This window comes from Paenibacillus pabuli, from assembly GCF_039831995.1.
In the GTDB taxonomy this organism is placed as follows: Bacteria; Bacillota; Bacilli; order Paenibacillales; family Paenibacillaceae; genus Paenibacillus; species Paenibacillus pabuli_C.
This window is the reverse complement of the sequence record NZ_JBDOIO010000003.1, coordinates 3745363-3770853: the sequence shown is the minus strand read 5'-3', so window position 1 is coordinate 3770853 and position 25491 is coordinate 3745363. Positions and strand designations below refer to the sequence as shown.

Genomic DNA, 25491 nt, shown 5'->3' with positions numbered 1-25491 from the left:
TTGTAGGAGAGTGTGAGTCACGCAATGGAGTACACAGAGCATAACAACGGAGAACGGCGGCGTCTCCATCCCAAAGCCAAGCAAGCAACAGCCCTGACGGCCCTTATGGTCAATGGGCTGTTGATTCTTCTGGCCATCGGATATCTGATTGTCGCATGGATTAGAGATTGGGTGCTGTGGCCGGGCTGGCTTGGAATAGGGCTTTTTATGATTTCACTGGTCTGGTATACCTGGATCCTGCCCGGATTACGATACCGACACTTCAGTTTTCGGGTCACTGAGGAGGAAGTGGAGATCCATTCCGGCTGGTTGTGGCATAAGGATACAATTGTGCCGATGACGCGAGTACAGCAGGTGGAGCTGGAGAGCGGTCCTTTGCTGCGAAAGTATGGACTTGCCAAAGTCAGTATCGTTACAGCGGCTGCTACACTCCACATCGCTGGACTGGAAAGGGAGGAAGCAGAGCAATTGAAGCGCAGTATCGGACATCTGGCGAAGGTGGAAGATCACGATGAATGAATCAAAGCATTTACATAAGCTGTATGTCTTATTTCCCTTTTTTAGCGTATTGAAGTCCATCATTCCCATCATCGTGCTACTCATCATCAAAGGCGTGAACTGGAGCAAGTTTCCCTGGTATGGTTATGCTGCTGCAGTCGTGCTATTCGCGCTTCCGTTCATTCTGTATGGGTGGTTAAAATGGCGTAAATTCAGCTACACGCTTCAGGATGATCGGATTGTGCTGCGCCAGGGCATATTTGTCCGGGAGGAGAAATCCATCTATTTCAGTCGTATTCACTCCATTCAGACGGGGCAGCCGCTGATTCAGCGGCTGCTCAAGCTGGCACAGCTCAAGATTGAGACGCCGGGAGGCAGCAAGGAGGCGGATGGTGTACTACCCGCTCTGGCCGTTGCGGAAGCCGAGCGGGTAGAGCAGTGGTTATATCAGAAGCGCAATGAAGCTGTGAAGAAAGAGGAGGCGCCTCCCGCAGCAGAATATGCTGAAAATGATACTTCTTATGATGAGGGAAAATCTCCTGAACAAAAGGAGGATCGTATCGAGGAGCCGTCACCACTTGTGCAGCGGGAACGGAAGGTTCTGCTGCGCCTGTCAGCCGGCAGACTGTTCGCCGGAGCGCTGACCACGATGAACCTGCCGCTCGTTGTCGTATTCGGTACAGGGGTTTATTCCTTCGCAGATGATCTGCTCCCTGCGCACTTCTACAGCAGCCTGGTTGAGCGAGCTGGACAGCTGCCAGCGATCTGGTGGCTCGGACTTGTTCCTGTCATGTTTTTGCTGGCTTGGATCTTGTCTGCTGTCCTGTTCACGATCAAGTATGCCGGATTCACCGTGGAGCAGGAAGGCGGTAATATTACGATCGTTTCCGGTCTGCTCGACCGAAAAAAGCATGTGTTCTCTCCAAGGAAGGTCCAGGCGGTAGAGATCAGGGAGGGGCTGTTGCGACAGCCGTTTGGTTATGCCGAGGTGGAGATTTTTGTTTTGACTTCAGAGACGGAGAAAAAAATGATGCTTCATCCGCTGCTGCCGCTCCGCGATGTGAATGAGCTGCTTGCCCGAATCGTACCGCAATTTGAATTGCAGCCACCTGCGAACAGGCCCCCGGATCGAGCCCGTTGGTTATTCCTGCGCTGGAAATTGCTTGGTGCAGTCCTGCTGGGAACAGCGGGTACTGTGTTTCTGGGTCCGACGGGCGCGCTTCTATTTCTCTTCATCCCCTTATTTGCCGTTTGGGGATACGGATGCTTCAAGGATGAAGGGATGAGCATTCAAGGCAAGCTGCTAACCATTCGCCACCGGGCAATATCCCGCAGAACGGCGCTGATGCGCCGGCCTCATGTTGTCACGGTAGATACCGTTGCTACCTCGAGACAGCGAAACAAGTCCTTGCTATCCGTTCGGGCGAAGCTGATGGTGAATCGCATCGGTTTCAAGGCGGTTTTTCTGGAACTTGAACAGGCCAATGCCGTAAAGGATTGGTTTCGGCAGGCATCTGCCTTAATCAAGCGATGAAATGGAAAACCGACCGAAGATTGAACCCACTTGAGACTGCCGGATGAACGGCAGTCTCTTTGCTGTACGGCAAGCCTTGCGAAAAGTGATGATCAACGTTAGGCATCGTCCATTCTTTTACTGCGAAAGAGGATGAAATAGGAGATAATACAATTATTGGATTTAACTTTAGTGCTCTGTATAATTCATGAATGAACCTGGGAGGGATCTGATGGATGAGCAATGATCGCGAGAAGGAGAGAGGGAAAGACGCCCAGCCAGGTGGATGGAAACATGCCGGCTTGCTGCTGGGTGGAGTGGGCATATCCAATCTGGGGGATTTCATCTATATAGTGGCTATTAATCTGATGGTACTCAACATGACACAGTCTCCGGCGGCAGTCGCAGGCTTGTGGATCATCTCGCCGATTGCCTCGGTATGCACCAAGTTCTGGTCAGGCAGTCTGATCGACCGCTATGACCAGCGGCAGCTGATGATTGGAGCCGATGTGGTGAGAGCTGTGCTCGTAGCATTGCTTCCGCTGATGCCCAGCCTATGGATGATGTATGGCATCATGTTTCTTGTCAGCATGTCTTCTTCCATCTTTGTGCCTTCTTCGCAGGTATACATTACCCGGCTGGTTCCTGCTGAGCGGCGCAAGCGATTCAATTCCTTGCAGGCGATGATCAGTTCAGGCGCTTTTATTACGGGTCCGGCCATAGCGGGAGTCATGCTGATCTATCTGTCTCCTGTGGCGGCGATCTATGCCAATGCTGCTTCTTTTGTGGTGTCTGCGCTGATTCTGATGTTCCTGCCAAGGCTGGGCATTGGGGAGCGGAACAGTAGAACAGCAACAAAGCTAACTCCTCGCCTGATCGCTCAGGATTGGCATGCCGTGTTGCGCTTCAGTCGTCACTCGGGCTATGTCGTTGGAATTTATGCCTTGTTCCAGATCATTCTTGTCATTGGCATGTCACTGGATGCGCAGGAAGTGGTGTTTATTCGTCATGTGATGAACCTGTCCGAGTCGCAGTATGGCGCGTTGATGAGTGTTACGGGAGTGGGTTATCTGACGGGATCTCTGCTGGTTTGGCTGTTCGCCAAACAATTACCCATCCGTCATATGATGGGCGGAGGCGTGCTCCTGGTTGCGCTTGGTTATTTCCTGTTCGCTCGTTCGTTTTCGTTCGAACTCGCCGCATTCGCCTTTATTCTGCTTGGGCTGTGTTCCGCACTGGCGAACACGGGACTGGTTACCTTTTATCAGAATAATATTCCGGTAGAATTGATGGGGCGGATGAGCAGCGTGCTTGGGCTGATGCTGAGTGCCTTACAGGTTATTTCGATTTTGGCGATGGGGGGAGTAGCGGAAGTAATCTCTCTCCGAACCGTATATACGGTGGTTTCTGCAGTTCTGATGCTGGGTGCTCTCGTGTTATGGCTTACTAGTTTGCTTCCTTCAAGACAGTCATACTATAAGGAACACAGCTCTTCCTCAAAATCACTTCATAGCTAGTCTATGTCCTATATTGAACTGAACCATCCCGTGGAAGGATGCATATGATATAACAGGAATTTTTCCAAGATGATAATAGTACGTTACTTTTATTGACATTACGTGTGTTGCATATTAATCTGTTATATGAATGATCAATCTAACAAGTGATAAACGTTTGATAGGTGTTCGAACGAGTATATGACTATACAGCGGATGAGAACGAGCGGGAGAGACCTGGCCAGGCCAAGGGTAACACTAAGGCGGCTGTCAGGCACCGAAGGAGCAAGCTGCTGCGCACCCGGCGCCGCGGTTAATCTCTCAGGTAAATGTACCATCGTTGGACGCAACTCTGGAGAGTGCGCATTTGCGCCACCCAAGGGGTATATGATGAGGACGGTATGCCGATTGCGGCTGCTCCTGATCATGAAACTCTCAGGTAACGAGGACAGAGAGAGGGCCTAAGGCCTTCTACTGTCCTTTTTTGATGTCATCATTCAGTAATCAAGGAACATTATGGTGCATGTCTGAATGGATATGACGATATGGAGGGGTGCAGGATGCGTTTTAAAGATGTTTTTTCAATCATTGGTCCGTCGATGACAGGGCCTTCAAGTTCACATACGGCCGGGGCAGCGAGGCTGGGGAGAATTGCGCGCCAGTGGCTGGGAAGTACCCCGGAACGTGCGAGGTTGACACTGTACGGTTCATTTGCGGATACGTACCAGGGTCATGGTACCGATCTGGCTTTAATTGGTGGTTTGCTTGACTATGTCACAGATGATCCGCGTATACCGGACGCCGAGGAATATGCAGAACAAGCGGGCATGGAGGTCGAGTTCTTCACGAGTGGACTACCTGCTCCGCATCCCAATACGGTCAAGATTGAGCTGTGGCACGGTGAGCGTCAATGTTCGCTCGTTGGCGCTTCGATTGGCGGCGGCAGCGTATCGGTGCATACGTTAAATGATTTTCGGGTGCAGATCAGCGGGGAATTCCCTACACTCGTACTGCGTCATTCGGACAAAGCGGGGGTACTTGCTTCCGTGACGTCTACGATCAGTTCGTCAGGAGTTAACATCGGTTATATGCAAGTGGACCGTAAAGCCCGGGATGGCGAAGCGCTAACAGCGATGGAGATGGACGGAGCACCAAGCGCTGAGATGTTGAAACGCTTGCAATCACTGGACCATGTGCTGGATATTCGCGTCATTGATTTGAAGAGAGGGGTTGAACCGGATGCGGTTTAAGCACTTGCATGAATTAAATACGATCTGTACGGCAGAATCCAAAACCATTGCCCGGCTGATGATCGAGGAGCAGGTTCAGGAGACCAATACGCCGGAAGCGGATGTGGTGCGGCAGATGTCGGAATATTATCAGGTGATGAAAGAGGCTGTACGGAAAGGACTGACGGAGGACACCACTTCGCGCAGTGGCTTGACCGGCGGAGACGGCAAAAAGATGGCCGAGTATATTCGCCAGGGCGAAACCTGCTCGGGTGATGCCTCCGCACTTGCGATGGCCTACGCCCTGTGTGTTTCCGAAGTCAATGCTTCCATGGGCCGGATTGTGGCTACACCGACAGCGGGTTCGTGCGGTATCATCCCCGGTGTATTCATCAGCTCCCAAGAGCGATTCGGATGGAGTGATGAGCATTTGGTGAACGGCTTATTCTGTGCAGGTGCAATTGGATATGTCATCGCCAACAACTCGTTCATTTCCGGTGCCGAGGGCGGCTGCCAGGCTGAAGTCGGTTCTGCAATCGGCATGGCCGCAGGTGCAATGGTGGAGCTGCGTGGAGGGACACCGGAGCAGGTCGTTCATGCCGTAGGTCTCGCGTTAAAAAACACACTCGGCCTCATCTGCGATCCGGTCGCAGGGCTTGTTGAAATTCCATGCATCGTCCGGAACGGACTGGGTGCGGTAACAGCACTGGCTGCAGCCGATATGGCACTGGCTGGGGTTCGGAGCGCCATCCCATCGGACGAAGTCATTGACGTCATGCTGGAAGTGGGAAGTGCCATGCCGAGCAGGCACCGCGAGACGGCTCAGGGTGGTTTGGCCCAGACGCCAACGGGCCGGAAAATGATGGAGAAGCTGGCGAAACCCAAAGCGAAGCGAGCAGAACCTGAAGCTGAGTCCGAACCGGAGAGCACGAAGAACAATTCGAAAGAGCAGGCTTAGAAATGAGCCGATAGGACAGGATTTATTACAGGAGACAAACGGAAAAAAGCGTCCACTGACCCATTTACAAGGTCATGCAAGGACGCCTTTTTTATTTGGAAAGACCCGAGATTCAGCCTAACTCTGGCATTCAAAGTAGAAAGTCTCAGGTAACCTACAAGGGATGCTTAATAGAGATTTACTTTTGTCCCTGACTGATTTCCGTGCTTAATACCGCATAACCATATGCAGGCAGTTCAACAGCGAGGACATCGCCGTCCCTTGCAGTCCGGTGGTTACCGTCCAACAATTCGGTCCATTCACCTGCACCACCCTCAAATTCAATGATTGCCGTTTCCTCCGAACGATTAAACAAAACGAGGATGCGTTCATCTTCACTTTGCCGTTCAAGAATCAGCTGGCTCCCTTCAGGACGGGCTTGCAGGAATCGAACGTGGCCTTCTGCACGCAGCGCGGGATGGGCATGGCGAAGGGCGATAAGCTGCTGATAAAAGGTAAACAACTCGCGGTCCTGCTTCGCTTCGTCCCACTCCATGCATTTCCGGCAGCCTGGATCTTGGTCGCCATCCAGCCCAATCTCATCCCCGTAATAGATACACGGTGTACCTAGATAAGTGAACTGAAACAATGCTGCCAGTTTCATCTTGCGCTGATCGCCTTCGCACAGCGTCAGCAGCCTTGGCGTATCATGGCTGTCCAGCAGGTTGAATGCGACTTCGCTGGCTTGCAGCGGATAACGTGACAGCTGCCGTCCGATGGAATTCGCGAACGTCTCGGCATTCATTTTATTTTTTACAAAGAACCCATTCACGGCATCGGTAAACGGATAATTCATGGCAGCATCAAACTGATCACCTTGCAGCCAGGCCGAGGATTCATTCCAGATCTCTCCGAGAATATACGCCTCCGGATTCGCAGCTTTGACCACCCGGCGGAAATCGCGCCAGAATGCATCATCCACTTCGTCCGCGACATCCAGTCGCCAGCCGTCCATGCCAACTTCCTTGATCCAATATTCGGCTACCTTCAGCAGGTAGTCCTTCACCTCCGGATTCTCCGTGTTCAGCTTCGGCATGTGTGGCTCAAATCCAAAGGTCTCATACGTAGGTATACCATCCTTCACATCCAGCGGGAATTCATGAACATGGAACCAATCCTTGTATTTGGACTTCTCCCCGTTCTTCTGCACATCAACAAATGGTGCAAACGTCTTCCCCGAATGATTGAACACTGCATCCAGAAGTACCCGAATACCGCGTTCATGACATAGCTTGACCAATCGTTTCACGGTGTCCGCATCGCCAAAATGCCGATCTACCCGCAGATAGTCCTCGGTATCATACTTATGGTTGGTGGTTGCTTCGAAGATGGGGGTAAAATAAATCGCATTAATGCCCAGCTCACTGAGGTAGTCCAGATGATCCATTACACCTTGGAGGTCACCTCCAAAGAAGTTGGACGGTGTAGGGTCGCCGCCCCATGGTTCGACATTCTCCGGATTCAGGTCCGGATTGCCGTTCGCAAAACGCTCGGGGAAGATCTGATAGAAAACAGCATCCTTAACCCACTCAGGCGGCGTAAAGACCGCACCCGGGTGAATATAGGGAAACTGAAACATCTGCCCCGGATCGTCCGGTTCGTCTTCCTGGAAATCCGTTTCGGACATCCAGATCTGCTCGTCTCCACTTTTGAGCAAAAAGGAATATTTCAGGCGATGATACGGAGGCTTTATTTCACCTTCATAGTAATCGAACATGGAATCGGAAGTGAACTTGACCAAAGGAATCTGCTTTTTGGTATTTTCCCATGCGTATTTGTCGCCAGTCATGGCGTATACCTCGGTGAGATCATTCTTTTTGGCGCGCAGGCGCAGGCGAACGGTATCCTTATCGTAGGCATAGGCCCAGTTCCGTTTGGGTTGGTGATAGATGGCTTCCAGCAGCATGTTAAAATTCCTCCCGTCTATTGACTTATATGTAGTTCACGGATCTCAAGGCATGACATTTCTGAAGCTGAAGATTAAGGTATAATACAAAGAAAGTAACAGACTATTCCTTAGTTGGAGCTTTGTTCGTTATACATACAGCTTACTCCATTATGTTCAGATATATAATTAACCCAAAGGGTGCAGAAAGGAAACGAATTTACGCATGAAAACAAAACTGCTATACATTGAGGACGATACGGAAATCGCGACATGGGTCAGAGCCGACCTGGAGGAGCGAGGTTATGAGGTCGTATGGCTGGGAAGCGGAGAGGGCGCTGCTGAAGCTGCCGGGGGCTGCTCTCTGATCATTTTGGATGTCATGCTGCCAGGGCTGGATGGATTCACGGTGGGACAGAGGTTGAAAAAGGAACATCCTTCCGTGCCCATCGTCATGCTCTCGGCCAGAACGTCCATTGATGACAAGCTGCATGGGCTAGATTTTGCCGATGATTATGTAACCAAGCCGTTCCACCCCGATGAACTTGCTGCGCGAATTGAAGTCCAGCTGCGAAAGGCAGGGACTACGGTTTCCTCGAATGCTGCTCTGAAGCTGGATCACCTGTCCATCTATGAGAAGGACAATCGAATCGTCAATGAGGAGACAGGGGAAGAGATCATTTTATCGGGAAAACAGTTTCACATCTTTGCGTACCTGCTCAGGCATATGGGCATGATCCGTACGAAGGAACAGATTTATGAAGCTGTATGGAACGAGCCCTACCTGGATGGGGATAAGACATTAATGGTACATATTCGCCATCTTCGCGAGAAGCTTGAGATTGATCCGGCCAATCCGTCCGTGATTCAAACCGTGCGCGGGGTTGGATATCGTGTGAAGAAACCATGATCGGGCGGTTTAGAAAGCAGGAGAATCCGAAAGATCAGAGTGACGGAAAAAAGACCGGGAAACGAAAGTTTCGATTTGGCCAATCGCTTATGTCCCGTTATATGATTCTGATCTTGTGTGCGGTATTGTTTGTACCGGTTGTTCTTCCAATCACATCCGTCATTTATGTAGTGTTCGTGAACAACATGAGCAAGAGCAGTACTACCGCTCCTTACGGTGACGTTACTCATATAAGCAATCTCTGGTCTAATGAATCGAAGAAGCTGGAACAGGCAGCGCCTGCCAAGGTGGATCAACGCATGAAACAGTTACATGCCCAATATCCCAAATCTTCGATGTACAGAGTGGACGAAAACGGGGAAACCGTGTTTATTCTTGCGGGTGAAGGTGTAGAAGTAGCAGAAACCTCCGCAAATGGCTCAACCCTGACTACTTTGAATTGGCCGCTGAATGATCAGAAAAAGGTAGAAACCCGCATTCCCGCAGTATGGGATGCTTCCTACACGATGGCATTCATGAAGGAGGCCGTCTACCGTGACCCGTTAACCGTCGTTTCATTTATAGGTGGAGGCAATCAGGACAAGGGAAAAGGATTCATGGTCATTGAAGTGCCGAGATACCTGCTCCAAAAATCCCAGAGCAACTGGCCGATGGAACTGTTGTATCTGGGTCTGCTGATGACGATTATTTTTCTGTTCTTCATAGTGATGTCCATTCTGTTTTTTGCACGGATTCGTAAACGGTTGATCCGTCTGCAGACAGCCATGATTACGCCAGGTAAGGAAGGCATTCCGCTTCCAGTTGATATCCGCAGATCGGATGAGATTGGTCAGCTGGAGGATTCATTCAATCAGATGGTGTATCAGCTGACGGAAAGCCGTCACAGGGAACGTGAGGAGGAACAATTCCGCAAACGTCTTATTGCAGGACTCTCCCATGATTTGCGTACGCCGCTAACGGTCATTCGTGGGCATATGCATGCTCTTCACAAGGAAGCGCTCAGCGATAAGGGCATCAGTTCATTGTCACGCATGGAATCGAAGATGGATGATCTAAGTGGACTGATCGATAACATGTTATCGTACAATCTGCTTGCGAGCGGTAAGTATACGCTGAAACTGGAAGAGAAAGATGTTTTCCGGATCGTTAGGGAAACGGCTGCGGCATGGTACCCTGTCTGGGAGAAAGAGCAGTTCGACATCGATATTGACCTGCCGGATGAACCACTGATCTGGCGGGTGGATGAACAGGGGATGCGTCGTATTCTGGATAACCTGTTTCAGAACGTGATTCGGTATGCAGGAGACGGAAAATACATTGGCATATCCACTGAACGAATTCACGACAGAACAGCTCTGGTTATTCGGGATCAGGGTCCGGGTATGCAGCAAGAGGTGGGAGCGAAAGGGACGGGACTCGGGCTGTCCATTGTGGATCTGCTCGTTCGCGAGATGGGCCTGCGTAAAAAGGTGGATAGCTCACCCGAAGGAGTTCGGATATTTATCTATTGACCTAAGGTCTGACCTAGCACGATTTAAACTAAACTTAAACTTCGGACAACTGTAGTTTTAACCTTGGGCGGTTACGATGATATCCGAGGTGATCAAACAGTGAGTGATAACATTATTCAAACGGCCAATTTATGGAAAACATATCGGGATCGTGCGGCGGTTCGCGAATTGGATCTGCATATTAAGAAAGGGGATATCTACGGTTTCCTGGGGCCTAACGGTGCGGGTAAAACAACAACCATCCGCATGCTGCTGGGCTTGATTAAACCGACAAAAGGGGTCATTCGTGTCTTCGACAAAGACATTCGCAAGGATCGCATGGATATCCTGCGCCGTGTCGGGTCACTCGTGGAGTACCCGTCCTACTACGGCCATCTGAATGCGGTGGAGAATCTGGAGGCATTGCGTCGGATCCTGAACGTGCCCAAATCGAGAATTGCCGAGGTACTGTCTATAGTTGATCTGACAAAAGATGCAAAGCGCGCAGTTAAGGGATATTCGCTCGGAATGAAGCAGAGACTCGGGATTGCAAGTGCCTTGCTGGGTCAGCCGGAACTGTTGATATTGGATGAACCAACGAATGGACTGGATCCGGCCGGTATTCAGGAGATCCGCGAGTTAATTAAACGCATGCCGCTGGAACATGGCATTACGGTATTGGTATCAAGTCACTTGCTCAGCGAAGTGGAACAGATGGCCAGCCGGGTAGGGATTATTCGTGAAGGCAAAATGGTGCTGCAGGATACTATTGCTAACCTGCATAGCCAGACAGGCAGCTCCATCCGTTTGACCGTCTCCGAGCCGGAAGAAGCCATGAAGCTGGCGAGGGAACAAGGTCAATTCGGTCAGTGTCAAGGGTCTGAACTTACATTTCCGTACATGGACAACAGTGCGATTGCACTGCTGGTGCGCAGACTGGTTGAACAAGATCACGCCATTTATCGGGTAGAGGAGCACCGTCAGTCTCTGGAAGACCTCTTCATGCGGGTCATTGGTGAGGGGGCTATGGTATGACGGGGCGTGCACTATCGTCAGACTGGCTCAAAATTCGTGGCAAAGGCATTTGGTTTCTTGTTTTTCTTGCACCCATCGGACTTACGTTAATGCAGGCCTTGAACTTTGGACTACGTCTGGATTATCTAAAAGGAATATATGGTGATAACCTGTGGAATGGGCTCCTGGAGAATGTGGTTGTTTTTGTGCCGCTTGCATTAATGCTGGGCGCAACAATCCTGAGCTCTATGATTGCCAATGTTGAGCATGAGCAAGGCTCGTGGAAGCAGCTTCTGGCGATGCCGATTCCAAGATCGGCGGTGTATCTGGCGAAGTTCCTATTGGCGTGTATACTGCTGGTTATCTCTTGTCTTCTTTTAACTGCCGGAATCGTGATTCTGGGCCTGGTGTTTGGCTTCAATGCAGGAGAGATTCCCTGGATTCAAGCATTCAAGCTGGGCCTGCTTCCGCTCGCCGGGGCACTTCCTGTACTATCCATTGAGCTGTGGCTTACGATGGTTACCAAGAATCAGGCACTTCCGGTTACCCTTGGCATTGTACTTGCGATCACAGGCATGTTTTCGCTGAGTATCTCACCAAGCTTCCCGCTCGCATGGGCACAGATGGCATGGAACGGACCGAATCCATTCATGTACGCAGGGATGGGACTTGCTGCGGGAATTCTGATTATGCTGCTTGGAATGATGCATTTCGGCCGGAAGGATGTGGCTTAAGGTGAACTTTGCTACGACGTATTTCCGAATTCTATCCGCCGAACGGCTGAAAATGGGCAAGTCTCCCGTATGGCTCCTGATTCTGCTGAGTCCATTGTTAGCTTTGCTTATTGGGCTGCTCAGTGAGCCATCAGGGAAGTGGGAAGTCCTAATGGGAACGATGGTCTTTTTGCATGGAATGCTGCTCATGCCTATCCTGACGGGTGTATTCACTTCATTTGTCTGCCGCTTCGAACATGCAGGCGGAGGATGGAAGCAAATGCTGGTGCTGCCACTTACCCGGACAGGCGTTTATGCAGGAAAGTTGACAATCGTGATTTTGCTGCTGTTGGGCACCCAAGTGTTGCTGCTGATTTCCATTCTGCTGGCAGGATGGATTCAGGGTCTTACCGAGCCTTTACCGTGGGGGTTAATTGTCAGCAAATTGCTGCTCGGGCTGTTCGCCTGCCTGCCTCTTGCCGGGCTGCAGATGTTGGTTTCGCTGATATGGAGCAGCTTCGCAGCCCCCCTCGCTCTGAATTTTGCCTTGACCGTACCGAACATACTGATTGTGAACTCGGCGAAAATTGGTCCATTCTATCCTTGGGCTCAGCCCATGCTGCTGATGACACCAACGGACGGCGGAGGTTTCGGGGCCTATAATGTACCGCTGGGTACACTCCTTACCGTAGTCGGAGGAAGTGCAGTGCTGTTTATTCTCATTGGAGTTCTCTATTTTAGAAAAAAAGAAATCTAAGATTGCGTGATGTTTAAGGCTAATCCGCGTCAGATCAAGATCCCCCAAGACCGTCATCTGAGTATGTATTCGGGTGCGGACGTGGGGGATCTTCTCATTATCTCAACCAACCTTCGTGTATGGTAAGTTCACGAACTACTTTTGCCGGTGTTCCGGCAACCAATGTATTATCGGGTACATCCTTGGTAACCGTACTTCCCGCGGCAACGACAGCATTTTTTCCTATGGTTACTCCAGGAAGAACTAACACGCCTGTCCCGATCCAGGCATTGTCGTGAATGATTATTTTTTTGGTCATGTTGCTCCCGTCATCCAGGGAGTCAATCCGGTGATAAGCACTATCGAATATGCTTGTCCTTGGTCCAATCATGACGTTGTTGCCAATGGAGATCTCGATATTGGCAGCAATCCCCACACCAGCGTTTATCATGACATCATCCCCAATGGTCAATCTTGCACCTTTGACAACTGTCAGTTGTGTTCCCCAGGGCTTACCAATGATGTTGAGTCGTTTGCCCACATGGAGATCACCGAATTTATTCAGGTACACCTTGCCTCGTATTCGTGGTAGAAGCCGGAGTGACGGCTGTATCCTTCCAAATAAGGCCATTCCTCTTACCTTTCCATAAGCAACTTTAACTCTGTTGGGCAGCATGATCTCCATCCTCTCCATACTAGGCACGTCCTGTTTGACTTCGCTATGAAATAAGTATGTTTTTGCTGGAACAGGTACGTTCTTTGTGTATCGATTATAGCCGAAATGATACATAATGTATCTAAAACGTTATAACTAATATCCAAATTTTCAAAGCGGTTTGGATTTTTAGAAAATCACTTGATTTTAATTTTGAGATGAGGAATTCAAAGTTCCATCTTTTTAAGTTGGGATAGTACAGATCAAAACGAGATTGTAAGCAAATGCAGACTGGAATCTGGTAAAATAAAAAAAGCTGTTTCTAGGTAGCCTTACATGGTTATTCGAGGGTAGGCACTTAATACTAAAAATGGCTTTTTACAATGTCTAGAAGAAGATAAAAGCTGAGAAAAGAGGGGTAAGCCTCTGGATATTAATAAAACGGAAACCCTGAAACGAATTATTTCTGAGGGAAGTTCTTACCAATCATTGTTTTTTAACCACCCAGATGCCATATATGTGATGGACATCCATGGAAACTATATCGATGCCAATCCATCAGTAGAACGTATATCAGGATATACACTTGATGACTTGATGCGCATGAATCCAAGTCAGGTCTGTCCGCCAGACAGTGAACATTCGAGGCGGGAATATATTAACGAGGTGATTACTGGCCGTTCCGTCAGTAACAGCATAACGTTTTATCATAAAAATGGTTCTGTAAGACAAGCCGAAATTACCTACGTGCCCATTACAGCAGGAGAAGAGGTTGTAGGCATCTATGGCATTGCCAAAGATGTGACGGAGATCGTTGAAGTCGAGCAGAAACTCCAGGAGACGCAGGAAAAGTATCAGGTGCTTGCTGAACATGCTCAAGATCTGATTACCACAAGTTCGCTGGATGGCGAGCTGCTCTATGTTTCTCCATCTGTGTATTCTCTGCTTGGATATCGGCCGGAAGAAGTAACGGGCAAGTCTTTCAAGGATTATTGTTATCCCGGAGATTTCCCTGACCCGATGGAGCTATCCGAGATTGGCAATGGCTGCAAGATGCGCGTGCGACACAAGAAGGGGCATTACGTCTGGATGGAAACTTTGGCTAAGCCTGTAGCTGGAGAGAAGGAAAGAGGCATCCAGATTGTAAGCATAAGCCGGGATATTACCCAGCACAAGGATGCAGACAGACGTCTGAGAGAGAGTCGTCAGCGATACAAATCCTTGTTCGAGCATAATCCGGCAGCAGTGTACTCATTGAATCTGGAAGGCAAGTATAGTGCGGTGAATCGTAACTTGGTCAAAATGCTGAATATTCCGCGCAGCAAACTCATCGGACAATCGTTTTTGTCCAATCTGGATCCATGTGAGGTGGGGCGCGGCAGAACCCACTTCGAACTGGTGAAGCAGGGCAAACCGCAGCATTATGAAACGCGCATTGTGAATTCCATGGGCAAGAAGTTCGATGCATCCATCATTAATGTGCCCATTATCGTCGACCAGGAATTGGTTGGGGTATACGGGATATTGTCTGATATTACTGAACGCAAGGAGTATATGGAGCGTATTCAGGAGCTCAGCAAGCAGCATGCGCTGATTCTGAATTCCGTTACAGAAGGCATATATGGTCTGGATGCGGAAGGAACCACCATGTTTATGAATCCGGCAGCGGCTTCCATGTTTGGTTATGAAGTGGAGGAGTTTATCGGCAAAAATGCCCATCCCATCATACATCACTCTCGTGCGGATGGAAGTTATTTTCCTAAAGAGGAATGTCCTATTCACATGACGGTGATGGATGGGCAAGGGCGATCCGTTAAAGAGGATGTGTTCTGGCGCAAGGATGGCAGCAGCTTCCTGGTGGAATACCAGGTTACGCCAATTATTGATCAGGAGCAGATTCAGGGCGTAGTCATTGTATTCAATGATGTAACCGGAGAACGTGAAATTGTGCGTGCCAAGGAGACGGCTGAGCTTGCAGCACAGGCCAAGTCCGAATTTTTGTCGATGGTGAGCCATGAGATTCGCACGCCGATGAACGGCATTGTTGGCATGACCGAACTGCTGATTGGAACCGATCTATCGGAAGAGCAGCGGGAATATGCCCAGATTATTCAGGAGAGCGGGGATGCGCTGCTGAATATTCTGAATGATATTCTGGATTTCAGTAAACTGGAGTCCGGTAAAATGGCTCTTGCATACGAACCGTTCTCTCTCCGCAAAATGCTGGAGCAGGTGGCGGAGCTGTTTAAAATTCGGGCAGACGAGAAACAGCTGCAGATCAGGTATCGTTTGAATCCGAGCATTCCGGAATTCATGGTGGGTGATGCGATGCGTATCCGGCAGATTCTGGTCAATCTGGTCAGTAACGCACTGAAATTCACGGACAAGGGCAGCATTGATGTCAGTGTGGATATCGTTAAGGGCAGAAAGCCTGAAGATAGCGTGCTTGATTTTGCGGTAAAAGATACCGGGATCGGTATTCCTGCGGACAAGCTGGATCAGTTGTTCCAATCCTTCTCCCAGCTGCACCCGGTCATTAATCGCAAGTATGGAGGTACAGGACTGGGTCTTGTCATCTCGAAGCGTCTGGTGGAGATGATGGGCGGCAGTATTGGTGTGGAGAGTGAGGACGGGAAAGGATCAACTTTCCGTTTTGCAGTACCTGCCACAAGCGTCGATTATGCGGCAGAAGATACAGCACGTCAATTCAATCATGATCGCACACGTCAAGGGGATAAGGTGGCCATGCGTATCCTGGTCGCCGAGGATCACCCGGTGAATCGGAAAATTTTGACCGAGTATCTTGAAAAGCTTGGCTATGAAGCGGATGTATGTACCAACGGAGTCGAAGCGATTGAGGCCATCTCGCAGAATTCGTATGATATTGTGTTGATGGATATTCACATGCCTGTCATGGACGGGCTTAAAGCAACCGATCTTGTATACCGTTTGATCCCACAGGATCGCATTCCAACCATTATTGCCGTAACAGGTAATGCCAAGCGGGAGGACAAGGAAGCTTGTCTGGAGATGGGGATGAGGGACTTCATCAGTAAACCGGTGATGCTCAGTGAACTGAAGCGTGTGCTTCAGCAATGGGGACCGACCGATCAGCCTCAGCTGGCTCCGAATTAAATATAGCCCTGAGATACAATCAAACAGGCCAGTGAAGTCTCCTAGCAGGAGACCGCTGGCCTGTTTGCATTCGTCCTGTTTTTAACTCTAGCTGATTCATAAACGGGGGAAGGTCTATGCCAAAGTAAGGCGATTGATATTGCCTGATAGTATCTCACAGGAACGCTCAAATTTTTCACGCTCGGACGCGTCCAGATTCAGTTCGATGATTTCCTGAATTCCGTTTCCTCCAATAATGGCCGGAACACCTGCACAGACGCCTTTCTGACCATACTCTCCCTCCAGAATGGCGGAGACGGCAATGATTTTGTGTTCATCATTCAGAATGGAACGCGTAATATGAGCCAGTGCATTGCCGATACCGAATTGAGTGGAGCCTTTGCGAGTGAAGATTTCCCATCCGGCATCTTTGGTTTTGCGGGCAATGTCGTCGAGATCCAGGTGTTTGAAGCGTTCCTTATGCTGTTCCATAATGTGCATAATTGGTTTGCCTCCGATGGTCACATGGGACCAGGCTACGAACTGGGACTCCCCGTGCTCCCCGAGAGCATATCCGTGCACGCTCCGCGGATCAATCGAGAACACTTCGGATAACAGCGTTTTGAGACGGGAGGAATCAATGGAGGTCCCTGTGCCAATGACATGCTCACGTGGAAGACCGGACAGCTTCCATACCATATAAGTTACTATGTCAACCGGATTGGCTGCGACGACAAAGATGCCGTTGAATCCGCTATCCATGATGGGAAGCACGATGTCTTTGGCAATCGATTCGGCCTCCTCCAGAATATCCAGACGTGTCTGGCCTGCTTTTGGATTGGCTCCAGCAGTGAGAACAATGACATCCATGTTTCCGCAATCTGCATATGTCCCCGCATACACTTTGGTACGATTATGTGTAAAGTCCATACAATGCGAGAAATCCAGTGCTTGTGCAACAGCACGGTCGTACGTCCGATCCACCATCATGATCTCCCTGCATATCGACTGATTAATCATGGAATATGCACAACTTGAGCCAACAAGACCCGCCCCGATGACCGCTACTTTACCTGATTTGCCTAACACTGCCGTTCAACCCCCATATCCTCATCATGTAATTGTCCTGAATTCAAGCCATATGTTAAGTATAGTCCTTTAATTTATGCCGAAATCCATTTCTACGTTACATAAGATAACACATGGAAAAGCAATGCAGCAATGATATCCTCTATCGCGGGAGCGTATTGGAGTAATGGAGTTAACAAAATTGACATGTGGGACGTAAATATCATAAACCGACGGCGTCTGCATCAGCATGATTCGACCTGACAGCATTCCTCCTCCTTGTCGGAATAAGAGAGATTTTTACGAATAACAGACGTGACAAAAGTTCTTATGAATCCGCAGAAACAGAACAAAAACGCCAAAGGGATCGAGCCAGGAGCTGACGAATACCTATGGCAAGCTAAACAAAAGCCATTTGACCATGAGACAGGTTGACCCGATCCGATGACAGTTCCAGAAGGGAACGCTGAAGCCACTATTTTGAATGCAAGAGACTTCATTCCGGGAGGGAATAATAATGATTGAAGAAGTAGGAGCAACGACGGAAACGGCCAAGAGCCTGGGTATAGGAGCCAGTACTCTTCGTAAATATGCGGCAGCACTTGAGGAACAGGGGTATCGATTCGAGCGATCCGCCAACAAGTCCAGATTGTTCAGATCGGACGATATTGAATGCATTGAACGGTTAATGACGGAATTAAGGGAACATAACCTGCCGCTTGCGGATGCCGTGGTGACGGTTCTCTCTCCGGGCATGTCAGAAAGCATGGTAGAACCGATTTCCGAGAAGGAATGTGCAGCAGCCGTGGTGCCTGCGGTATTCCCTGAAGGCGAGGAGCCAACTGGAAATCTCAGAACCTATGAAGGTCTGGGTCAACTTGTGAATGAAGTGACTTTCGGGGTGATCGAACCACAGGATGATCGTGTGCAAATGCTCCAGCAGCGCGTAGATGAACTGGAGTTAACGTTACAGCAACTTGCCGATACGCATATGGCCCTTCAGGAGCAGATCGAGAAGCAGCGTCTGTGGATGAATGAGAAGCTGGAAGAAGAGCGAGATCGTGAACTGGTCACCAATCTGCGCAGCTTCCAGGGTCGAAAACGCAAACCCAAAGGAACTTCGCTGCGTATGCTCTTTGGCTTGCTGCCCAAGAAACACAAGGAAGCCTGACAGACAGATGGGGTGCCCGTGATTTCGTGCAGGCAGCCTGATATAATAGGCTCCATATCACAACAAGAAAACTGGCTGTTACAACTGTTCGAATGTGCCTGTGGAGGGTCACGTGGAGTTCAGAAGGCGCCGGTGTGGGAGGACATGTGGAGCTGCAACGAAGTTGGCAAAGATTCGTGGGTCTGTGGACAGACCGTCCCCGGCGGGAGGGCTCTATGATCTCGGGACGTTACAGAATTCAGGAGCTGCTTGGTATGGGGAGTTACGGACTCACCTATTTGTGTATGGACGAACAGGACGGCAACGAAGTTGCGTTAAAGGAATCCAAGCCAAGCAAAGGCAGACTTTCTGCCCGGTTGCTGGAACGGGAAGCGGACGTGATGAACCGGATGAGTCACCCGGCAATTCCGAAGCTGCTGCATGCATTCATATATAAGGGGAGAAGCTACATTTCCACAGAGTATATCCGGGGGGAGACGCTGGAACAGTGTATATTTGAGCAGGGCCGTAAATATACAGAGCAGGAATGTTTGGCACTGGCTCTCCAACTGCTGGAGCCTGTGGTCCATGTTCATGAGCGGGGATATATTCATGGGGATGTGCGTATACCCAACGTTATTTTGCGTGATGGGCGCGTGAACTTGATTGACTTTGGTCTGGCGCGGCGTATGGGGGAGCCGTTGTTGCCTGAGCTGAAGCGAAGGATGCGCGAACTGCCGAAGCCGGAGGATGAGCCGGCTTCACCTGATCAGGATTTGCAGGATCTGGGCCACTTTCTTCTGTTTATGCTGTACTCGGCATATGAGCCAGAGAAGGGTAAGGCACCTGCAAGCTGGCAGGAGGAGCTGAAGCTTACGCCTGGTCTGTACCACATGCTGGAGAGACTGCTTGGGCTTCGCCCGGGATACACCAATGGAGCGCCTGAATTACAGGCCGAGATGGAACGCTTGCTGAATTCCTATTAAAAGCGAACCGCACACGCCAATAGGGGATGTTCTGCTGCCGTGAGATACGGCTGGCTGAACATCCCCTATTGGCATATATCATCATTGCAGCACCATATTAACTGGAGCTGTATTTTCTGCTTTTGTAATATCCGGAGCCATGGCGGTTATCCCTGTGTTTCATATCCGAGGAAGAATAACGTTTGTAGCTTCGTTTGCCTGAGGAGCTGCTGTGGCGTTTATAGGAACGTCTGTCCGAGGAGCTATAGCGCCTTCGGTGAGATGAAGATTTGGAATCAATGAGTTTACCAATAATTTTTTTGAACATGGATAATCATCCTTTCTTCTTCAACCGTTTTAAGCATATACGCAGCCTTAGTGGGGAGGGTTTCGTGTTTTTTATGGAAAGTGGTATTCATTGCACACGAGGTTGGCGTATAATAGGATGTTGGCGGTTTACCAAGTATACAAATTTTTTATTTTGTGCGTTTCGCGTTACAATAGAAGACAGGATAAGATCATAACGGACAGGAGAAGTTGGAATGATTACGTTAAAAACTAAAGAGCAGATACAGAATATGAAAAAGGCGGGCGAAATTCTCTCCGCTTGCCATAAAGAAATCGCGAAAATGATCCGTCCAGGGATCACAACCCAGGAGATTGACCAGTTCGCAGAAGCTTTTATGAAGAAAAATGGCGCAACACCGGAGCAAAAAGGGTACAACGGGTACCAATATGCGACATGTGCGTCTGTAAATGACGTGATTTGTCATGGCTTTCCGGGAAAATACGTACTGAAAGACGGCGATATCGTTACGATTGACATGGTCGTGAATTTGAATGGCTGGCTGGCCGATTCCGCATGGTCTTATGCAGTGGGTCAAGTGACACCGGAAGCCCAGCATCTGCTGGATGTCACCAAAACATCCCTCTACAAAGGCATTGAGCTTGCAGTAGTTGGCAACCGGATCGGTGATATTTCCCATGCCATTCAGACGTATGCTGAAGGGGAGGGCTTGTCTGTCGTACGTGAGTTTATCGGTCATGGAATCGGCGAAAAAATGCATGAAGAACCACAGGTGCCCCACTACGGTCCACCGCATCGTGGTCCCCGCCTCAAGGAAGGTATGGTCATCACCATTGAGCCCATGCTGAACATCGGAACGTACCGCAGCAAGCTGGATGCCGATGGCTGGACAGCCCGTACGCAGGACGGAAGCCTGTCTGCTCAATACGAACATACCATTGCCATCACGGCAGATGGTCCTGTGATTTTGACGGCACAGGAGTAGTGAAACGGTTGTGGCAATAACATGATATTTGATGTTTTCAAGGCGGTCCACGTTTGTGATCCGCCTGTTTCGGTTTAAACTATTAAGAGTCAGCATTTAACATATGGGATACGGAAAGCTGCGTGGGAATTCTGTATTCCTAACGGTTGCTTATGGATCAGCTATGTGACAAGTGCTCGAAGAGATAACATATTGTGCTGGTGGTATAACATATATGATGAAAGGGTTATACGCAGGCCACTGGCAACAAGGAGGTCATGAAGTTGTCTGAAAATGAACAGATCGTACTTGCATCCCGTCCGGAAGGTGCACCATCCAGGGATAATTTCAAATTCATCCATACGCCGCTCCCTGAACCGGAAGCAGGACAGGTTCTGGTGCGTACATTATATTTGTCGGTTGACCCCTACATGCGGGGACGTATGAAAGATACGAAGTCTTACGCACCTCCGTACGCGCTGAATGAAGTGATCAAAGGCGGGGCAATCGGACAAGTGGTGGACTCATCAGAGCCCAATTTGCGCAAAGGTGACTTCGTCTCAGGTATGTGGGGCTGGCAGCGGTATGCGGCTGTCAACACGGGAGATCTCTCCCTGATTGATACGGAGGAAGCACCCCTTACAGCGTATCTTGGTGCCCTTGGCCTGACGGGCCTAACGGCTTATTTTGGCATGGAGGATATCGGCAAACCGAAGGATGGCGAAACGGTTGTGGTATCCGGCGCAGCGGGTGCCGTCGGCATGATTGCCGGTCAGATCGGCAAGATTGTCGGTGCAAGAGTGATCGGAATTGCAGGTTCTGACGAAAAATGTGCATACCTGAAAGAAAAGCTCGGGTTCGATGTTGTCCTCAACTACAAGCGGGAGAATGACATGTCTGCAGCGATTGAACGGGTATGTCCAGACGGCGTGGACGTCTATTTCGATAACGTTGGCGGTGACATCTCGGATGCCGTGCTAAGACATATCAACCGAAATGCACGTATTCCGCTGTGTGGGCAGATTTCGTCCTACAATTTGGAGAAGCCGGACATTGGCATGAGACCACAGACATTGCTTTTGACCAATACCGCGCTGATGAAAGGTTTTCTACTCGGGGACTATACCAAATCCTTCAAGGAAGGACGCGCGAAGCTGGCAAAATGGATGAAGGAAGGCCTCCTTCAATATGAGGAGAACATTGTGGAAGGGTTTGATCAGACGCCAGAAGCCTTTATGGGTCTGTTCTCGGGAGATAACCTGGGTAAACAGCTGGTGAAAGTTGCAGATCCCGAGTAAAATCGTGCATTACCATATATGGAATAGAAGCAAGGCCATATCATAACAAAAAGACACGTTCCGCATTCCTACATGCCGAGAACGTGTCTTTTTTTTGGCTTCGTCAATGATTGGGATCAAGCCGCTGAAGCGACAACTTCTTTATAGTGTTTGTACATATATACTCGCCAGCGCACAATCATGCCGAAGGCCAGAAGGAAGAACAATCCGCCTGTCTGCGGAATGGTAACATACTGCTGAATGACTTCATGCAGGATCAAGCGTACGGCCAGCAAACCGAGCAGGATGAAGGCAAAGCTGCGGGAGCGGGTCGCAAATATCTCTTCGTTTACCTTTTCAAACCGGGTGCTGCGAATGAGAGGATAGGAGAAAATGAACCAGCCAACCAAAAATGCAATGACTGCCCACCATAGCGGAATATGCGTCTCTGGGACAACAAACATTAAAAATCCGGTACTCATGCCCAGCGGGGGAATCAGAATTTTGCGTATGGTCACCGGCCTGTGGCTGGCTTTCAACCGAATGAATATGGCAAGCAATGCCATGATAAGCATACCGAGAGTTGCACCGATCTGAAGGTAAGACGGACTGATTTGAGCCACGAAAGTATCCCTCTTTCTGGAATAATATATGTTCCGGCCATCCGGATCATCAAACAAATCATAGAATTTATTGTTTCTATATATAGTCTCTATTATATCACAAACCTAGAAAGCCGATAGAATGCTTAGTGCATTGTTTGCCCGAATACGTTATAACGAGATTAACACAGTTTGGTATTTAAAATTTGTACTATTTTGTCCAATGTAGGTACATTTATGCGAGCAAGGGCAAGTTAGGTAATCAACCACTATACAAATGCAAGAATAGAGCGAGACACCCTGGGAGGAAGACACAGCATGAAAAGAAACCACAGGCCGCTAACCTTATGGTTGCTGGCTTGTCTGACAGTGATATCGGTCGGTCTGGTTGTCCCCTGGATCTGGTGGCAGTCTCAAGCACCGGTGCTGCTGAACGTCATGATTATAGACAAAACCAATGCTGATGCACCTTATCCAGGATATAAGGGCTTGGTATGGCTGCTGAATCAACAAAAGATTGTACAGAAGACCGGAGAGCGATACGTTTATAACGAAAGCAATGACGAGGTTAATCTATTGGAGAACGCTGCTCCGATAACTCAGACACTCCCGGACGAGGTAACCGAAACAGATCTGATCTATCTGACTTCATCGAAAACAAGCGCCGTACCTGCTGTTAGCCTCAAAATGAAGAAAGGCGAGGGGGACGCAGGATTAACGGTCTACGATGCCCTTAAAATCCGCGAAGCAGCCAGTAGAGGGGTCGCAGTTGTTGCAGAGTATAATACACAATCCTTATGGACGTCGGATAACGTCAGGGAGCAGCTTCAACCCATTTTGGGCTTGAAGAGCAGCGGCTGGCGGGGAAAATATATATCCAATCTGCAGAGCCGAATTCAAGTGCCTGAACAGGTACGTATGGATTATGAACGTATTGCGGGGCAGGATTGGCCGTACTACGGAAAGGGCATTCTCCTGGTACATGAAGATGGCCGGGTCATCGTGCTGCGTGGCGGCAAGGATGTCCAGACAGCGGAGATCAAGCTGTCCTTTACAGAGAAAGGCAGACAGTGGAGCGGCATTCAACAGGAGTTCCAATATACCAGCTGGTTCGATGTGGTCGTGCCGGATTCGACGGATTCCATACTAGCAAGATATAGAACGAGCCTGACTGACGAAGGGCGGCAGAAGTTGGTGAGTGCCGGTATTCCGGGTGATTTTCCCGCCATACTTCGTAATGATGGAGATTATCAGGCGTATTATATGACAGGTTCATTCGGAGAGATGGAGCATTACTCCTTCTGGCGCAGGATCAAGGGGTGGGATGTCATCAGGGAGTGGCTGACACCGAATCAAAAAGAGATACCGGATATGTTTTACTGGAAGGTGTACGTGCCTGTTATGAAACTGATTCTGGAGGAAGTTCAAGCCGAAGAGCAGGTATGGCCATAGAGAAAAGCCAGAAAAGCCGTTCCGAGAGAAACGGCTGCAGGGAGAGGGGAATGCAGCGATGGGCTGCATTCCTTTTTTGCTATTTGGGGCGTGGGTCAGTTCTGATGCAAATGCTGCAGCCCGTTAAGGAACGCCTGGACGGTCAGGGATAGGCTCTCATTGGAATTGAAATCCATGTTGAATCCACCTTGGGCTTCAATGGATGCGAAGCCATGGCACAGGCTTCGCAATCCGCGAACCGCATGCAGTGCTTCGGCTTCGGAGAGCGGGTAGGGCTGCAATGCATGCAGCAGAATGTCCAGCGTAGCTGTGCTGGCTGCGGCAAGCTCCGGTTCATGGATATCCGGCGCGTGGAACGAGGCTTCGTACAGCCCTGGATGCTGGCGGACAAAGCCGATATAGGCTGCGGCGATGGCCTGGATGGCCTCGTCGCCTGTGCGCTCAGCGGCAGCCGCGGCAAGTGCCTGGCTGAGCTGTAGTACAGACATCAGCGCCAGTTCCTGGCGAAGCCCGGGAAGACCGCTGATGTGGTTGTACAGCGACGGGGAGCGCACGTCCAGCCGCTGGGCCAGTGCGGCCAGCGTCAGCGCCTGAAAGCCGTCGCTGTCGGCAAGCTGGGCCGCGGCACTCAGCAGTGTGCCGCGATCCAGCCCCTGCCGCGGGCTCACAGGTGCCCCCCGGCAGGGCGCAGCCGCTGCTCCGCGTCAGCAGCCGCCGCACGCATGGCGGCTGCGGGCTGGCGCAGCATCCGTCCGTGGCCAACGGCCAGCACGGACGGTTCCAGCTCGGCCAGGCGTTTCGCGCTGGCCAGAGCCAGTTCCCGGTTCCACGTCGCCAGCGCGGGGAACGGAAAGAGCGGGCGCATGCGACCGGAGACGGCGAGGCCGCCATGCAGCTGATACGCGTCGCCAGCGAGGAGCACGCGGCTGCGCGTATCCATGAAGGCCATGTGCCCGGGCGTATGGCCTGGAGAGGCAACGGCGATCAGGGAGCCGATGCGATCGCCGTCTTCCAGCAGCCGGTCCGGGCGGGTGCGGATGCCTTTGGGCACACTGCCACGTACCGGGGTCTGTGGTTCTCCGGGAAGTAAGGCAGCATCACCGGCCAGCAGCTTGGCATCCCGGCTGGAAATGGAGACCTCTGCCGAGGGCAATGCGTCCTTGAGGCCATCCAGAGCACCGACATGGTCACCATGGGCATGGGTCAGAATAATCCGGGTGATCGGTTTACCGAGGGACTCGGCGGTAGATAGAATACCCTTCAGACTAAAGGGCATCCCCGCATCAATGACGGTAACACCATCTTCTTCTTCTACAAGATAGACGTTCACGGGGAAAAGACGGGGAAGAAATGAAACTTGAATAACGTCATACTCACGAGTTAATCTCATTCAGGAAGCCTCCTAAAACTAATGGTATTAGTAATATAACTAATGGTCTTAGTTTTTGCAAGATGC

At 50.1% G+C, this 25491-nt stretch carries 22 protein-coding genes, 1 pseudogene and 2 riboswitches; of the genes and pseudogenes, 16 read left to right on the top strand and 7 right to left on the bottom strand.

Annotated elements, in window-relative coordinates:
• Positions 1 to 12 precede the first annotated feature (12 nt).
• The 5 genes from ABGV42_RS18880 (at position 13) to sdaAA (ending at position 5694) form a co-directional block, all read left to right on the top strand.
• Positions 13 to 519: a PH domain-containing protein gene (locus ABGV42_RS18880; RefSeq protein ID WP_347383009.1), complete on the top strand. Its 507-nt coding sequence runs from the start codon at positions 13 to 15 to the stop codon at positions 517 to 519.
• Positions 512 to 2032 (top strand): PH domain-containing protein, encoded by a 1521-nt coding sequence (locus ABGV42_RS18875; protein ID WP_347383008.1) that lies wholly within the window; start codon positions 512 to 514, stop codon positions 2030 to 2032. Before ABGV42_RS18880 ends, ABGV42_RS18875 begins: the two co-directional genes overlap by 8 nt.
• Positions 2033 to 2247: 215 nt before the next feature.
• Complete coding sequence (locus tag ABGV42_RS18870; protein ID WP_347383007.1) at positions 2248 to 3528, top strand: MFS transporter; 1281 nt, start codon at positions 2248 to 2250, stop codon at positions 3526 to 3528.
• Positions 3529 to 3724: 196 nt separating this feature from the next.
• Positions 3725 to 3853: riboswitch (glycine riboswitch) on the top strand.
• Positions 3854 to 3857: 4 nt separating this feature from the next.
• Positions 3858 to 3961: riboswitch (glycine riboswitch) on the top strand.
• Between the two features lie 106 nt (positions 3962 to 4067).
• Positions 4068 to 4757, top strand: coding sequence for an L-serine ammonia-lyase, iron-sulfur-dependent subunit beta (gene sdaAB, locus ABGV42_RS18865; protein WP_347383006.1), 690 nt, complete (start codon positions 4068 to 4070; stop codon positions 4755 to 4757).
• Positions 4747 to 5694 carry an L-serine ammonia-lyase, iron-sulfur-dependent, subunit alpha gene (gene sdaAA, locus ABGV42_RS18860; protein ID WP_347383005.1) on the top strand — a complete coding sequence of 316 codons (948 nt, stop codon included), beginning with the start codon at positions 4747 to 4749 and terminating at the stop codon, positions 5692 to 5694. The genes sdaAB and sdaAA overlap by 11 nt, the downstream gene beginning before the upstream one ends.
• Before the next feature lie 178 nt (positions 5695 to 5872).
• On the opposite strand, the gene ABGV42_RS18855 is transcribed toward sdaAA, so the two are convergent.
• Entirely contained in the window at positions 5873 to 7639 is a 1767-nt protein-coding gene (locus tag ABGV42_RS18855; RefSeq protein ID WP_347383004.1) for an alpha-glycosidase, read from the bottom strand.
• A gap of 205 nt (positions 7640 to 7844) precedes the next feature.
• On the opposite strand from ABGV42_RS18855, the gene ABGV42_RS18850 reads away from it, so the two are divergent.
• The 5 genes from ABGV42_RS18850 (at position 7845) to ABGV42_RS18830 (ending at position 12502) form a co-directional block, all read left to right on the top strand.
• On the top strand, positions 7845 to 8528 hold the full coding sequence (locus ABGV42_RS18850) for a response regulator transcription factor (protein WP_347383003.1): 684 nt from the start codon (positions 7845 to 7847) through the stop codon (positions 8526 to 8528).
• Positions 8525 to 10039 carry a HAMP domain-containing sensor histidine kinase gene (locus ABGV42_RS18845; protein WP_347383002.1) on the top strand — a complete coding sequence of 505 codons (1515 nt, stop codon included), beginning with the start codon at positions 8525 to 8527 and terminating at the stop codon, positions 10037 to 10039. Before ABGV42_RS18850 ends, ABGV42_RS18845 begins: the two co-directional genes overlap by 4 nt.
• Positions 10040 to 10138: 99 nt before the next feature.
• Positions 10139 to 11053: an ABC transporter ATP-binding protein gene (locus ABGV42_RS18840; protein ID WP_347383001.1), complete on the top strand. Its 915-nt coding sequence runs from the start codon at positions 10139 to 10141 to the stop codon at positions 11051 to 11053.
• Positions 11050 to 11766, top strand: a complete 717-nt coding sequence (locus ABGV42_RS18835) for an ABC transporter permease (protein ID WP_347383000.1) — start codon at positions 11050 to 11052, stop codon at positions 11764 to 11766. Before ABGV42_RS18840 ends, ABGV42_RS18835 begins: the two co-directional genes overlap by 4 nt.
• A 1-nt stretch (position 11767) precedes the next feature.
• A complete protein-coding gene (locus ABGV42_RS18830) occupies positions 11768 to 12502 on the top strand; it encodes an ABC transporter permease (RefSeq protein ID WP_347382999.1) in 735 nt (244 codons plus the stop codon).
• Between the two features lie 97 nt (positions 12503 to 12599).
• On the opposite strand, the gene ABGV42_RS18825 is transcribed toward ABGV42_RS18830, so the two are convergent.
• On the bottom strand, positions 12600 to 13157 hold the full coding sequence (locus ABGV42_RS18825; RefSeq protein WP_347382998.1) for an acyltransferase: 558 nt from the start codon (positions 13155 to 13157) through the stop codon (positions 12600 to 12602).
• A 468-nt stretch (positions 13158 to 13625) separates the two neighbouring features.
• Here ABGV42_RS18825 and ABGV42_RS18820 point away from each other — a divergent pair, with 468 nt between their 5' ends.
• Positions 13626 to 16271, top strand: coding sequence for a PAS domain S-box protein (locus ABGV42_RS18820; protein WP_347382997.1), 2646 nt, complete (start codon positions 13626 to 13628; stop codon positions 16269 to 16271).
• A 114-nt stretch (positions 16272 to 16385) separates the two neighbouring features.
• Here the strand turns inward: ABGV42_RS18820 and ABGV42_RS18815 are convergent, their stop codons facing one another.
• Positions 16386 to 17339 (bottom strand): L-lactate dehydrogenase, encoded by a 954-nt coding sequence (locus tag ABGV42_RS18815; RefSeq protein WP_347382996.1) that lies wholly within the window; start codon positions 17337 to 17339, stop codon positions 16386 to 16388.
• A gap of 496 nt (positions 17340 to 17835) precedes the next feature.
• Between ABGV42_RS18815 and ABGV42_RS18810 the strand changes: the two genes are divergently transcribed.
• The 4 genes from ABGV42_RS18810 to ABGV42_RS18795 all read left to right on the top strand — a co-directional run bounded on the left by ABGV42_RS18810 (position 17836) and on the right by ABGV42_RS18795 (position 22002).
• Complete coding sequence (locus tag ABGV42_RS18810) at positions 17836 to 18489, top strand: hypothetical protein (protein WP_347382995.1); 654 nt, start codon at positions 17836 to 17838, stop codon at positions 18487 to 18489.
• A gap of 146 nt (positions 18490 to 18635) precedes the next feature.
• Positions 18636 to 19454, top strand: coding sequence for a serine/threonine protein kinase (locus tag ABGV42_RS18805; RefSeq protein WP_347382994.1), 819 nt, complete (start codon positions 18636 to 18638; stop codon positions 19452 to 19454).
• 521 nt (positions 19455 to 19975) lie between these two features.
• Positions 19976 to 20725 (top strand): type I methionyl aminopeptidase, encoded by a 750-nt coding sequence (gene map / locus ABGV42_RS18800; RefSeq protein WP_347382993.1) that lies wholly within the window; start codon positions 19976 to 19978, stop codon positions 20723 to 20725.
• 257 nt (positions 20726 to 20982) lie between these two features.
• On the top strand, positions 20983 to 22002 hold the full coding sequence (locus ABGV42_RS18795) for an NADP-dependent oxidoreductase (protein WP_347382992.1): 1020 nt from the start codon (positions 20983 to 20985) through the stop codon (positions 22000 to 22002).
• Positions 22003 to 22118: 116 nt separating this feature from the next.
• Here ABGV42_RS18795 and ABGV42_RS18790 read toward each other — a convergent pair whose 3' ends face one another.
• Positions 22119 to 22604, bottom strand: coding sequence for a CcdC family protein (locus ABGV42_RS18790; RefSeq protein WP_347382991.1), 486 nt, complete (start codon positions 22602 to 22604; stop codon positions 22119 to 22121).
• Positions 22605 to 22901: 297 nt separating this feature from the next.
• On the opposite strand from ABGV42_RS18790, the gene ABGV42_RS18785 reads away from it, so the two are divergent.
• The gene (locus ABGV42_RS18785) at positions 22902 to 24035 is read left to right on the top strand and encodes a hypothetical protein (RefSeq protein ID WP_347382990.1); all 1134 of its coding nucleotides are present in this window, start codon (positions 22902 to 22904) and stop codon (positions 24033 to 24035) included.
• A gap of 95 nt (positions 24036 to 24130) precedes the next feature.
• Here ABGV42_RS18785 and ABGV42_RS18780 read toward each other — a convergent pair whose 3' ends face one another.
• The 3 genes and pseudogenes from ABGV42_RS18780 to ABGV42_RS18770 form a co-directional block, all read right to left on the bottom strand.
• Complete coding sequence (locus ABGV42_RS18780) at positions 24131 to 24523, bottom strand: TetR-like C-terminal domain-containing protein (protein ID WP_347383291.1); 393 nt, start codon at positions 24521 to 24523, stop codon at positions 24131 to 24133.
• Between the two features lie 51 nt (positions 24524 to 24574).
• Positions 24575 to 24703 (bottom strand): annotated as a pseudogene (locus tag ABGV42_RS18775) (TetR family transcriptional regulator); the annotation flags it as partial.
• Positions 24700 to 25425: an MBL fold metallo-hydrolase gene (locus tag ABGV42_RS18770; RefSeq protein ID WP_347382989.1), complete on the bottom strand. Its 726-nt coding sequence runs from the start codon at positions 25423 to 25425 to the stop codon at positions 24700 to 24702. The gene ABGV42_RS18770 and the pseudogene ABGV42_RS18775, both read right to left, overlap by 4 nt.
• Positions 25426 to 25491 lie beyond the last annotated feature (66 nt).